The following is a 12391-nucleotide window of genomic DNA, read 5'->3' on the forward strand; positions in this document are numbered from 1 at the left end:
CATGCACCGGCCCCCGAAGGCCCAAAACCGCCACAACGGCACAAGTCATTAACAATATGGCAGCTTTTTTCCGCAACACTCGTTCCCTTCGCCTGTCCTGACGCCGCCCCGCATCAGGATCACCATCATAGCATATCAGCACGGACCAGATCGCGGGCAACATTGCCCCATCAAAACCGATTAACGATCAAATGCCAATCCCCGAAGCCGGGATCGGCCCCCAAACCGGATCATCGCCATGTTGCGTGAAATGCCTCTCCGTCATCCCGTCAAATCCCATGCCGATCAAAAAAGGTCTGCGAATGGATTTGCATGGGCGCGCGTGGGGGCATCTATGGGCTTTCATGGGCAACAGGTAAAAATCACCCAGAAAACGGTTACTTTTGGCCCATTTTCACCCCATTCCGATCTGCCGCAAAGCCGCAGGAAACCACATTATCACCCTATTTGATCCCATCAATTCCCATTGACCCCCATCAAATCCCATGGTACCCCATAACTAGGCACATTTACGGTGTCATGCGGGGCATATCCATTTCGACGCGGAAACTGATCACTCTCTGGCGGTTCGAAATGGGTTTTTGATCAGGGGAATGGCGAAGTGCTGTTCACAGGAACGCACATTCACAAGCTGGACCGAAAAGGGCGCGTCTCCGTGCCCAAGCGGTTCCGTGCGACCCTGGAACGCGAAACCTTCGCTGGCATCTATCTGTACCAATCCCACAAGGAAGCCGCCCTTGAAGGCTGTGGCGAAAGCCACATGGACCGCATTGCCGCGTCGATTGACGAACTCGCGATGTTCTCCGACGAGGCCGACGACCTTGCCGATACCATTCTTGGCGCATCCCACATGCTGCCGTTCGACGGCGAAGGCCGCATCATTCTGCCCCCGGAACTGATCGAATTCGCCCGCATCGAAGATCAGGTCGCCTTTGTTGGCCGTGGCCGCACCTTCCGTATCTGGAACCCGGAAATCTTCAAACCGCTGCAGGACGCCAGCCGCACCCGCACCTTCAATCGCGGATCGACCCTCAAACTCAAACCGGCATCCGATTTCGCGCCGGGCAGCCGCCCCGCTGCCTCCGCCGCTGAAATCGCCCCGGATGAAGAGGGACCAGATGATGGGGGGAGCGCGTAATGAGCATCCATGACCTCAGCTTCGCCACAGGCGATGGCCCGCACAAGCCGGTGCTATTGCGCGAAGTTCTCGATGCCCTGGCCCCCAGGGCGGGCGAGATCATGGTGGACGGCACTTTTGGCGCGGGTGGATATTCCCGCGCCATTCTCGATCATGCGGACTGCGAACTTTACGCCATTGACCGCGATCCGACCGCCGTTGCCACCGGCAAGGCCATGGAAGCCGATTATGCCAATCGCTTCCACATGCTCGAAGGCTGCTTTGGCGATATGGGCACCCTTCTGCCCGCTGCTGGCGTTGATCAGGTTGACGGCATCGTCCTTGATATCGGCGTATCCTCCATGCAGCTTGATCAGGCCGACCGCGGATTTTCCTTCCGCGAAGACGGGCCGCTCGATATGCGCATGTCGATGTCCGGCCCGACGGCGGCTGATTTCATCAATACCGCCGACGAAGAAGACATCGCCAACGTCATCTATCGCTATGGCGAGGAACGCGCATCGCGCAAGGTCGCGCATAAAATCATTGAAATGCGCGCCGAGGCCCCGTTTGAAACCACCCTGCAACTGGCCCGCGCGGTGCGGTCGGTCGTGCGCAAATCCAAGGACGGCATCGATCCCGCCACCCGCACCTTCCAGGGCCTTCGCATTTACGTCAATGACGAGCTCGGCGAACTCGAACGCGCCATGCAGGCGGCTGAAAACCTGCTCAAACCCGGTGGCCGTCTGGTGGTCGTGACCTTCCATTCGCTCGAAGACCGCAGTGTCAAAACCTTCATGAAGGAACGGTCCGGCGATCTGTCGAAAATGTCGCGCCGCCTTCCGGGCGAGCCAGAGGTCGCAACCCCGACCTTCACCACCCTCACCCGCAAGGCCGTGACCGCACAAAAAGACGAACTGCGCGCCAATCCGCGTGCGCGTTCGGCCAAACTGCGCGCGGTTGCCCGCAATGAACAGCCCGCAACTCAAGGGGGGCGCAAATGACCCGCGCCATGACCTTTATCGGGCTGTTTCTGACCATCGTTATTGGTGCTGGCACCTATTGGGTGTCGCACGAAGTCGAACGCCTTGAAAAACGCTATTCCGCCATTCAGTCGGAAATCCTCAATGAACAGGAAAGCATCCATGTCCTCGAAGCGGAATGGAGCTACCTGAACAATCCGCAACGCATCGAAAGCCTGGCCAAGACTTACCTTAAACTCGATCAGATCGCCCCGCTTCAGATGGCCAGCATCGATGACCTGCCCGAAGACGCCGATCTGCATCAATATCGTCTTGATAAATTCGGCGAGGCCGTCGCCTTCCTGCCGGTCCCGCGTGCCCGCCCCGATGAACTGGCCCCGGACGAAGCCGCCGAAGCCATGATCATCAATGCTCCGTCGCTTGCCGCAACCCGGTCCGATGCGCAGGAGGGCGAGCAATGAGCTTCCATCGTTTCTCATACTGGCTGCGCGGTGACCGCCCGGAACTCAGCCCCGATCAACGCGAACGTCACGCGATTGAAACCGCGCGCAACCGCATCTTCATTACCGGTGCGATGTTTGCCGTTGGCTTTGTCTGGATCACGGCGGGTCTGGTCGATGCCACCGTTCTGCGTCAGGGCAACGAACCCGAAATGGCATCGGGATCGGATACCCGCGAACTCAAAACCGAGCGCGCCGATATCGTTGATCGCAACGGCATGCTGATTGCGACCGATCTTCCGACCAATTCGCTTTATGCCGATGCGCGCGTGATCAAGGACCCGGTCGGATCGGCCGATCAATTGCTGACCGTGCTACCCGAACTCGATCGCGATACCCTGATCCGTCATCTAAGCTCGCAAAAGGCCTTCGTCTGGATCCGTCGCAATCTGACCCCTGAACAGCAATATGCCGTCAACTCGCTTGGCGTGCCGGGGCTTAATTTCCAGCGCGAAGAACGTCGCGTCTATCCGCATGGTCGCCTGTTTGCCCATGTGCTGGGCTTTACCGATATCGACAATAACGGTATCGCCGGTGCGGAACGCAAATTTGATAACGAACTGCGCATCAATAACGGTCCGCTGCAACTCTCCCTTGATACCCGCATTCAATACGCGCTCGAGGAAGAGGTCGAAAACGCGATGAAGACCTATGACGCGGTCGGTGCGACCGGCATGGTCATGGATATCTATACCGGCGAAGTGCTGGGCATGATGTCGCTGCCCGATTTTGATCCGCACCGCCCCGGTCAGGCACCGGCTGACGCGCGCTTTAACCGCGCGACGCTGGGCGTTTATGAAATGGGCTCGGTGTTCAAGCTGTTTAACACCGCGATTGCGCTTGAAACCGGCACCGTCAATCTGCAAAGCATGTATGACGCCTCCCAGCCGATCCGCGTCGGGCGCTTCGCGATTAGCGACTATCGCGGCGAAAACCGCTGGCTGTCGGTGTCCGAGATCATCAAATATTCGTCAAACATTGGCTCCGCCCGCATCGCCCTTGATTTCGGGACCGAGACCCAGCGCAAATATCTCAAGAAATTCGGCATTCTCGACACACCACAGATCGAGCTGCCCGAAGTCGGCTCCCCGCTTGTGCCCAATCCGTGGCGCGAAGTGAACACCATGACCATCTCGTTTGGCCATGGTCTTGCCGTGACACCGCTTCAGGTCGTCAGCGGCATTTCCGCCCTTGCAAATGGCGGCATTTTGCGCCCGGCAACCATCCTCAAACAGGACGGCGCACCGGCGGGCGAACGTATTATTTCCCGGCAAACCTCGGACAAGATGCGGCGTTTGATGCGCCTCGTCGTGACCGATGGATCGGGCAAAAAGGCTGAAGTTCCGGGTTACTTCCTTGGGGGTAAAACCGGGACGTCGGAAAAACTCGTGAACGGGCGCTATGTCAAGAACGCCCGCATGTCGACCTTTGTCGCCGCCTTCCCGATGCAGGACCCGAAATATGTGGTCCTGGTGACGTTGGACGAGCCCAAAGGCACCAAAGAAACGTATGGATTTGCCACAGCCGGTTGGGTGTCCGCCCCGGCAGTAGGCAAGGTTGTGACACGTATTGCTCCCCTTCTGGGCATTGAACCGGCGAATGCGAAGGCGCCGGAGATTGAGCAAGCGCTGCATATCGACCTTCGCAAGGGGGAGCGCAAACTTGCGTCTTTCTGAACTCATGGCAGGTGATCAAGCGGCACTTAAACATGCCGACGGACAGGACCCGAACATTACGGGCCTGACAGCAGACTCACGCACCGTGAAGGATGGCTATCTGTTTGCCGCCCTGTCCGGTGCCAAAACCGACGGATCGAAATACATCAATGATGCGATCCGGCTGGGTGCGGCCGCCATCCTTGCAAAGGAAGGCACCCCCAAACCCGTCGCCGCAACGGTTCCGCTGATCCCGGTGGAAAACCCGCGACAGCGTTACGCGCAACTGGCCGCGCGTTTTTATGGCAAACAACCGGCCAATATCGCGGCCATCACGGGGACGAACGGCAAAACCTCCACCGCCGTTTTCACCGAACAGCTCTGGACGATCATGGGCAATATGTCGGGCTCCATCGGAACGCTCGGCATTCGTGCCGCCGGGGCCAAAATCCCCGGTTCGCTGACCACCCCCGATCCGGTCGCCCTCCACCAAAGCCTTAATGAAATGGCTGAAATCGGTGTCACCCACGTCGCGATGGAAGCCTCCTCGCACGGGCTTGATCAGCATCGTCTGGATGGGGTGAAAGTCACGGTTGCCGCCTTCACCAACCTGACCCGTGATCACCTTGATTATCACGGCAATTTCGAAAAATACTTCGCCGCCAAGGCCCGCCTGTTTGCCGATCTTCTGGCCGAAAACGGCACTGCGGTTCTGAATGCCGATGTCCCGCAATTCAAAATCCTGCGCTCGATGTGCGAGGGACGCGGCATTTCGGTGATGTCTTATGGCTTGGCCGCCGATGACATCAAACTGCTCGAAGCCAAGCCCGATGCCACCGGCACCAGGCTCAAGCTCGCCATTGAAAAGGGCGAATATGGTGTGCATCTGCCCCTCATGGGCTCGTTCCAGGTGATGAACGCGCTTGCCGCCCTTGGCATCGTCATTGCGTCGGGGGCTGATGTCGATGATGCGGTTGCCGCCCTTGAAAAGCTTGAAGGTGTCCGGGGCCGCATGGAACTGGTTGGCAAAACAAGCTTCGGCGCACCGGTCTTTGTCGATTACGCCCACACCCCTGACGCGCTTGAAACCGTGATCAAGGCGGTTCGTCCGCATGCCAAGGGCCGCATCATCTGCGTCTTTGGCGCAGGCGGTGATCGTGACACCGGCAAACGCCCGGAAATGGGCCGCGTGGTCAAGGAAAACGCCGATATTGCCATCATCACCGATGACAACCCCCGAAGCGAAGACCCCGCCAAAATCCGTGCTGCGATCAAGGCCGCCTGCGACGGTGCGGTTGAAATCGGCGACCGGGCCGAGGCAATCAAACGCGGCATCGGCATTCTGCAACGCAACGATATTCTTATTATTGCCGGAAAAGGCCATGAAAGAGGCCAGATTGTCGGCGATACGGTTCTGCCTTTTGATGATGCCGCGGTCGCGCGCAACATCCTTCTGGGCGGTAACTGATTGATTTTAAAACCAGCCACGACGCCAAAGATCGTGCTGGATGCGGACACGAAAGAAACCCAAAAATGACCAAGGCTGTTTTATGGACGGCAAAAGACGCCGAAAAAGCCACCGGGGGCAAGGCCACCGGCAACTGGCAGGCGTCCGGCGTATCAATTGACAGCCGCAAGACCGCAAAGGGCGATCTGTTTATCGCGCTCAAAGGCCCCAATTTCGATGGTCACAAATTCGCCCAGACCGCCCTTGATAACGGCTGTGCCGCCGCCATGGTGTCGGACACCAAAACCCTTGGCAATGGCGCACCGGCCCTTGTGGTCGATGATACGCTTGATGCCATGGTCCGCCTTGGCCTTGCCGGGCGCGAACGCAGCACCGCCAAAATCGTCGCGATCACCGGCTCTGTCGGCAAAACCGGCACCAAAGAGGCGCTTAAATACGTTCTGAACGAACAGGGCCAGACCCACGCCAGCCCTGCGAGCTTCAACAACCATTGGGGTGTGCCCATGAGCCTCGCCACCCTGCCGGTGGCGGCCGAATATGGCGTGTTTGAAATCGGCATGAACCATCCCGGCGAAATCAGCCCGCTGGTCAAGATGGTCCGCCCCAAAGTCGCCCTGATCACCACGGTGGTTGGCGCACATACCGAATTCTTCAGGGACGAGGCCGAAATCGCGCAGGCCAAGGCTGAAATCTTCGATGGCCTTGATACCGACGGCACCGTGATCCTCAACCGCGACAACATGCATTATTTTGCACTCGCACGTCGGGCCAAGGAACTCGGTATTAAGAACATCAAATGCTTTGGCACCGATGCCATGGCCGATTACCGCCTGTTCGAAGCCAACATTGTCGCCAATGGTTCTGCCGTGCGCGCCCGCATTGGGGGCCGCGATATCGAATATTTCATCGGCTGCCCCGGCGAACACTGGGTCATGAACTCGCTTGCCGTTCTCGCCTGCGTTGATGCGATTGGCGGCGATGTGCTGCGCGCCGCACAGGATCTGGCCGATTTCACCCCGCCCGCCGGTCGCGGCGAAACCCATATCCTGCCGGTCCCCAATGGGGTTGATGGCACCTTTACCCTGATTGACGATGCCTATAACGCCAACCCGACCTCGATGATGGCGGGTTTAAGCGTGCTGGCGCAAAGCAAACCCGAAGGATCGGGGCGCAAAATCGCGGTTCTGGGCGATATGCGCGAACTGGGCGATGATGCGCAAAAACTGCATGCAGACCTGCATCAGCCGCTGGTTGCCCTTGGCATCGAACGTGTTTATACGGTCGGCCCGTTAATGGCCAACCTGACGGAAACCCTGCCTGCCGACCTTCTTGCTGGCCATTTTGACACCGCCGAAGACGCAATCGACCCGATAAAGGCCGATTTGCAGGCCGGTGACGTGGTTTTGATCAAAGGATCGCTTGGCATTTACGTTTCGAAAATTGTCTCGGCCTTAAAATCATCGGATGGCGCATCTGGCGCACCCTCTAAAAATTAAGACGCAGAAGGAACCCCCGGGGCGATGCTCTATAATCTGCTTTATCCGCTGGCCGACCAGTTTCCGATCTTCAACCTGTTTCGTTACATCACGTTTCGGACCGGCGGGGCGATTATCACATCCCTTATTCTGGCCTTCGTGCTGGGCCCGTCCCTGATCAACTGGCTGCGCTCCAAACAAAGCGAAGGCCAGCCGATCCGCGATGACGGCCCCGAAAGCCACCTTCTGACCAAAAAGGGCACGCCGACGATGGGCGGCCTTTTGTTGTTGCTGTGCACCTCCATCGGCACCCTTTTATGGGCGGATCTGTCGAATGCCTATGTCTGGGCGGTATTGCTGGTGACCATCGGTTACGGGTTCCTGGGCTTCCTTGATGATTTCCTGAAAGTCTCCAAACGCAATACCAAGGGCCTGCCGGGCAAACTGAAACTGCTGGGGCAATTTTCCATTGCTGCGGCGGCTGCATGGTGGATTTCCACCAACACCGCCGATCCGCTCTCGACCGCGCTGGCCTTCCCGTTCTTCAAGAACTACCTGCTTGATCTCGGCTGGTTCTTTGTACCGTTCGCGATGTTCGTCATGGTCGGGGCGTCCAACTCCGTCAACCTGACCGACGGCCTTGACGGCCTTGCCATCGTGCCCGTCATGATTGCGGCGGCCAGCTTCGCGCTCATCACCTATCTGATCGGCAACATCCAGTTTGCCGAATATCTGCAAGTCCACTATGTCGCCGGATCGGGCGAACTGACCATCTTCCTCGGTGCCCTTGTCGGGGCTGGTCTTGGCTTCCTGTGGTATAACGCCCCACCCGCCATGGTGTTCATGGGCGATACCGGGTCGCTTGCCCTGGGTGGTGCGCTGGGTGCGGTGTCGGTTGTCACCAAACACGAACTGGTTCTTGCCATCATTGGCGGTCTGTTTGTCCTTGAGACGCTTTCGGTGATCATTCAGGTCGGCTCGTTCAAACTGACCGGCAAGCGCGTATTTCGCATGGCGCCGCTGCATCACCATTTCGAAAAAAAGGGCTGGCAGGAACCGACGATTGTCATCCGCTTCTGGATCATCGCCGTCATTCTGGCCCTTGTCGGGCTGGCCACACTTAAACTCCGTTAAACTCCGTTAAGTTAAGGACACCCCGCCTTGATCGACCTGTCACATCTGCGCGGCAAAACCATCGCGGTTCTGGGTCTGGGAAAATCCGGCCTGGCCAGTGTCAAGGCACTGGTCAATGGCGGTGCCATCGTCTGGGCGTGGGATGACAACGCGGAAAGCCGTGGCCAGCTAGAGGCCTTCGGCCTCGCCCCGATCAATCTGGCGGAATGTGACTGGACCGAACCCGACATGCTGGTCATCAGCCCCGGCATCCCGTCCACCTTCCCGACCCCGCATCCGGCGGCTGAAAAGGCCCGCCGGGCGGGCAAGCCGATCATCTGTGATGTCGAACTGCTTTGCACCGCCCTTCCCGATGTGCCCAGCATCGCAATCACCGGCACCAACGGCAAATCGACCACCACCGCACTCACCGCCCATATCCTGTCCAACGCCGGGATCAAGACACAGGCGGGCGGCAATCTCGGCAATCCGGCCCTGGGCTTTGATCCTGCCGGTGCTGACGACTGCTTCGTGCTGGAACTCTCCTCCTATCAGCTCGAACTGCTCCATGACGCCAGTTTCGATGCCTGCGGCCTGCTCAACATCACGCCCGATCATCTGGATCGTCACGGCGGCATGGATGGTTATATCGGTGCCAAACGCCTTGTCTTTGCCCGCAACAAGGGCCCGAAATGGGCGGTGATCTCGGTCGATGACGATCCGTGCGCGCGCATGGCGGTCGAACTCGCCCGCGAAGGCGGTCGCCGCGTGATCGAGGTCTCGGTCCATAAACCGACCCCGCATGGCATTTACGTTGAAAATGGCTGGCTGATCGATGACCTGACGGGCGCACAAACCCGGATCATGGATCTGGTCACGGTTGCCCATATGCCCGGCGTCCATAACTGGCAAAACATCGCCTTTGCCTATGCCCTTTGCCGGGCGCGCGGGGTGGCGGCATCCCAGATTATCGAAGGCATCATGACCTTCCCCGGCCTCGCCCATCGGCAGGAACGGCTGGGCATGGTCGATGGCGTGACCTTTGTGAATGACAGCAAGGCCACCAACGCCGAAGCCACCGCCAAGGCGCTCTCGGCCTATCGCGATATCTACTGGATTCTGGGTGGCAAGCCCAAGGAAGGCGGCATTGACGGCCTTCAGGCGTTTTATCCGCAGATCAAAAAGGCCTATCTGATCGGTGCGGCCGCCGATGCCTTTGCCGAAACGCTCGGCGATGATCTGCCATGGCAGAAATGCGAAACCCTTGATCGCGCCACGGCGGCGGCCTTCCTTGATGCCAAGGACGCCATCCAATCGCGTGCGGTCGATATGCCGGTCGTGCTGCTCTCACCCGCCTGCGCATCGTTCGATCAATTCAAAAGTTTCGAAGCCCGCGGCGATACCTTCCGCGATCTGTTTAACGCGCTGACGACAACCGGACGGGAAAAATCATGAAAACCCTGTTTGGCAACAGCACCAATCACAACATCGCCTTTTCGCGTGCCGATACATCCGTGCTCGGCATCTGGTGGTGGACGATTGATCGCTGGATGCTCGCCGCTGTCATCCTTCTGATGGGGATCGGTGCGCTGCTCGTCATGTCGGCAAGCCCGCCGGTGGCGGATCGCATCAATGTCGACAGCTTCCATTTCGTCCGCCGCCAGTTCGTGTTTCTCGGTCTGGCCGCGATCTGCGCCTTTGGCATTTCGCTGCTCTCGATCAAATGGGTGCGGCGTCTGGCCTCGATCATGTTTCTGGGCGTCATCTGCCTTCTGATCATCACCCCCTTTGTCGGCTCGGAAATCAAGGGCGCTGTGCGCTGGATTCATCTGGCTGGGATCACGCTGCAACCCTCCGAATTCCTCAAACCGGCCTTTGCCGTCGTGGTTGCATGGATGCTGTCCGAAGGCCGGCTTAACCCGAATTTCCCCGGCTATATCGTCTCCTGCATGCTGCTTGCGACCTGCATCATCTTACTCATGATCCAGCCCGACTTCGGCCAGACCGTGGTGGTCACCGCCATCTGGTCGACGCAGATTTTCCTGGCTGGCCTGCCGATGGTGCTGGTCTTTGGCCTTGGCATGGGTGTGGTCGGGCTTGCGGTCGGGGCCTATCTGATCCTGCCGCACGTGCAGTCGCGTGTGGACCGCTTCCTTGATCCGGCATCGGGCGACAACTATCAGATCGACCGCTCGATGGAGGCCTTTATGAATGGCGGCCTGATGGGTCAGGGCCCGGGCGAGGGTTCGGTGAAAAACTACCTGCCCGACGCCCATTCCGACTTCATCTTTGCGGTTGCGGGCGAAGAATTCGGCCTTCTGTTCTGCGTTCTCGTGGTTGGTGTGTTCAGTTTCGTCATCATGCGCGGCCTCTCGCGCCTGATGGGCGAACGCAACCTGTTTGTCGTGCTGGCCGTCACCGGCATTCTGGTCCAGTTCGGCTTGCAGGCGGTAATCAACATGGCCTCCACCCTGCAACTCGTCCCGCCAAAGGGCATGACCCTGCCGTTTATCTCATACGGCGGCTCCGCCACCGTCGGCATCGCGATTGGCATGGGCTTCGTTCTGGCCCTGACCCGCAAACGCCCGGGCGAATAAGCCACCCGCCACCGCCCGGCCCCACACCTCCACAAAAACCACCGCCCCTCCCGCGAAAGCGGGAGTCCATCTCGCCAAATGTTCTTCACGTCCGCATCCGGCCTTTTTGGCATTGACGCCACCGTCAATTAAGCGGATTATGCACCGTACACGGTACAGATCAGGATCATATGAAGAAACTTGAAGCCCGTTTCTTCCGGACCCTTGGCGGGATTGAACCTGTCCGGGAATTTCTCAAGGAACTTGCGCCGCAAGACCGCAAAACGCTCGGCATGGACATCGCCACCGTGGAATATGCCAGCCTGCCGGTCACTCGGCAAAGGTCTTTGGGAAGTCCGCAGCAACATATCCGACAAGAAGCAACATTTCCGACAAAAGGATTGTCAGGGTTGTTTTCTGCATCGCCGACGGACAAATGCTTTTGCTTCATGCCTTCATCAAGAAAACGCAAAAAACGCCCCAAACCGACTTTGACCTTGCTCTGACGCGCAAGAAGGAACTGGAACAATGACCAACCATACTGGCTCTTCTTTTGACGACTTCCTCGAAGAAGAAGGCATTCGCGAAGAAGTCGAGACCGTGGCGATCAAGCGGGTTCTGGCGTGGCAACTGCGTCAGGAAATGGAAAAGCAGAATCTGAGCAAGGCAGAAATGGCCCGCCTGATGAAAACAAGCCGCACACAGCTTGAACGCCTGCTTGATGACACCAACGACAAGGTGCAGCTCGACACGATCCAGCGCGGCGCCAAGGCCGTCGGCCGCACGCTCAAGCTCGAACTGGTCTAAGCCCCCGCGCTTCCACCCTAACCGCCCCTCCCGCGAAAGCGGGATTCCAGCCTGCCCGTTCCTCAAAAACACCAGCCTTGATTGACTTTTAGCGATACAGTACCCGTACCTGTTCGCCCCAACCCAAGGCCCCACCATGATCGATATCCAGCACGCTAAACCCCGTCACCGCACCGGATGGGAACGCCTCTGGCGGCAAAACATCATCCAGTTCGGCGCACCCGATATGACCGATGATGTGATTGATGGCCTGTGGCAGCGCATCCTTGATCCCGATCACCCGATGCAGGCTTGGCTGGCTCTGGATGACACCGCATCAAAGGGTAACCAATCCGTCATCGGACTGGCCCACCTGATCATCCATCCGCACACCTTCACGCTACGCAATGTCGCCTATCTCGAAGATTTCTGGGTATCACCCGATCACAGAAGCCGCGGCATCGGCGGCCTGATGATGGATGCCCTGCAAGAACAGGCCAGACAAAACAACTGGCTCCGCCTCTACTGGCTCACCGCCAGCAACAACCACGGCGCCCAACGCCTCTATGACCGGCTTGCGAAACGGGTTGATTCGGTGCTGTATAAGATTGATGTTGATGGAGATTAGCTTTGCGGCAATAGAGCACGAGTTACTGAAATCACACCCAGCTCATCGCACAAATTAGCGACTTGAGCATATTTCCACACCGAATTCTTA

The 12391-nt window shown here is 58.4% G+C and carries 12 protein-coding genes; all 12 read left to right on the top strand.

Annotated features, from left to right (window positions below; translation table 11 throughout):
• Positions 1 to 601: 601 nt before the first annotated feature.
• Positions 602 to 1138 carry a division/cell wall cluster transcriptional repressor MraZ gene (locus ABIE64_RS10025; protein WP_114095425.1) on the top strand — a complete coding sequence of 179 codons (537 nt, stop codon included), beginning with the start codon at positions 602 to 604 and terminating at the stop codon, positions 1136 to 1138.
• A complete protein-coding gene (rsmH, locus tag ABIE64_RS10030; RefSeq protein ID WP_354377323.1) occupies positions 1138 to 2121 on the top strand; it encodes a 16S rRNA (cytosine(1402)-N(4))-methyltransferase RsmH in 984 nt (327 codons plus the stop codon). Before ABIE64_RS10025 ends, rsmH begins: the two co-directional genes overlap by 1 nt.
• Positions 2118 to 2561, top strand: a complete 444-nt coding sequence (gene ftsL, locus ABIE64_RS10035; protein ID WP_341364717.1) for a cell division protein FtsL — start codon at positions 2118 to 2120, stop codon at positions 2559 to 2561. Before rsmH ends, ftsL begins: the two co-directional genes overlap by 4 nt.
• Positions 2558 to 4276 (top strand): peptidoglycan D,D-transpeptidase FtsI family protein, encoded by a 1719-nt coding sequence (locus ABIE64_RS10040; RefSeq protein WP_354377324.1) that lies wholly within the window; start codon positions 2558 to 2560, stop codon positions 4274 to 4276. Before ftsL ends, ABIE64_RS10040 begins: the two co-directional genes overlap by 4 nt.
• Entirely contained in the window at positions 4263 to 5723 is a 1461-nt protein-coding gene (locus ABIE64_RS10045; RefSeq protein WP_354377325.1) for a UDP-N-acetylmuramoyl-L-alanyl-D-glutamate--2,6-diaminopimelate ligase, read from the top strand. The genes ABIE64_RS10040 and ABIE64_RS10045 overlap by 14 nt, the downstream gene beginning before the upstream one ends.
• A 65-nt stretch (positions 5724 to 5788) precedes the next feature.
• Positions 5789 to 7219 carry a UDP-N-acetylmuramoyl-tripeptide--D-alanyl-D-alanine ligase gene (locus ABIE64_RS10050; protein ID WP_354377326.1) on the top strand — a complete coding sequence of 477 codons (1431 nt, stop codon included), beginning with the start codon at positions 5789 to 5791 and terminating at the stop codon, positions 7217 to 7219.
• A gap of 24 nt (positions 7220 to 7243) precedes the next feature.
• Positions 7244 to 8332, top strand: a complete 1089-nt coding sequence (gene mraY / locus ABIE64_RS10055; RefSeq protein ID WP_354377327.1) for a phospho-N-acetylmuramoyl-pentapeptide-transferase — start codon at positions 7244 to 7246, stop codon at positions 8330 to 8332.
• A gap of 27 nt (positions 8333 to 8359) precedes the next feature.
• Positions 8360 to 9766 carry a UDP-N-acetylmuramoyl-L-alanine--D-glutamate ligase gene (murD, locus tag ABIE64_RS10060; protein WP_354377328.1) on the top strand — a complete coding sequence of 469 codons (1407 nt, stop codon included), beginning with the start codon at positions 8360 to 8362 and terminating at the stop codon, positions 9764 to 9766.
• Complete coding sequence (ftsW, locus tag ABIE64_RS10065; RefSeq protein ID WP_354377329.1) at positions 9763 to 10908, top strand: putative lipid II flippase FtsW; 1146 nt, start codon at positions 9763 to 9765, stop codon at positions 10906 to 10908. The genes murD and ftsW overlap by 4 nt, the downstream gene beginning before the upstream one ends.
• A 415-nt stretch (positions 10909 to 11323) precedes the next feature.
• Complete coding sequence (locus ABIE64_RS10070; RefSeq protein WP_354377330.1) at positions 11324 to 11419, top strand: type II toxin-antitoxin system RelE/ParE family toxin; 96 nt, start codon at positions 11324 to 11326, stop codon at positions 11417 to 11419.
• Positions 11416 to 11694, top strand: a complete 279-nt coding sequence (locus ABIE64_RS10075; protein ID WP_037992159.1) for a helix-turn-helix domain-containing protein — start codon at positions 11416 to 11418, stop codon at positions 11692 to 11694. The genes ABIE64_RS10070 and ABIE64_RS10075 overlap by 4 nt, the downstream gene beginning before the upstream one ends.
• A 136-nt stretch (positions 11695 to 11830) precedes the next feature.
• The gene (locus tag ABIE64_RS10080; RefSeq protein WP_354377331.1) at positions 11831 to 12301 is read left to right on the top strand and encodes a GNAT family N-acetyltransferase; all 471 of its coding nucleotides are present in this window, start codon (positions 11831 to 11833) and stop codon (positions 12299 to 12301) included.
• The last annotated feature ends 90 nt before the right edge of the window (positions 12302 to 12391 follow it).

Source organism: Thalassospira sp. MBR-102, from assembly GCF_040549275.1.
GTDB lineage: Bacteria > Pseudomonadota > Alphaproteobacteria > Rhodospirillales > Thalassospiraceae > Thalassospira > Thalassospira xiamenensis.

Coding starts and splice junctions, on each gene's coding strand:
- rsmH (WP_354377323.1), top strand. CDS start 1,138: ATGAGCATCCATGACCTCAGCTTCGCCACAGGCGATGGCCCGCACAAG.
- ftsL (WP_341364717.1), top strand. CDS start 2,118: ATGACCCGCGCCATGACCTTTATCGGGCTGTTTCTGACCATCGTTATT.
- ABIE64_RS10040 (WP_354377324.1), top strand. CDS start 2,558: ATGAGCTTCCATCGTTTCTCATACTGGCTGCGCGGTGACCGCCCGGAA.
- ABIE64_RS10050 (WP_354377326.1), top strand. CDS start 5,789: ATGACCAAGGCTGTTTTATGGACGGCAAAAGACGCCGAAAAAGCCACC.
- mraY (WP_354377327.1), top strand. CDS start 7,244: ATGCTCTATAATCTGCTTTATCCGCTGGCCGACCAGTTTCCGATCTTC.
- ftsW (WP_354377329.1), top strand. CDS start 9,763: ATGAAAACCCTGTTTGGCAACAGCACCAATCACAACATCGCCTTTTCG.
- ABIE64_RS10070 (WP_354377330.1), top strand. CDS start 11,324: ATGCTTTTGCTTCATGCCTTCATCAAGAAAACGCAAAAAACGCCCCAA.
- ABIE64_RS10075 (WP_037992159.1), top strand. CDS start 11,416: ATGACCAACCATACTGGCTCTTCTTTTGACGACTTCCTCGAAGAAGAA.
- ABIE64_RS10080 (WP_354377331.1), top strand. CDS start 11,831: ATGATCGATATCCAGCACGCTAAACCCCGTCACCGCACCGGATGGGAA.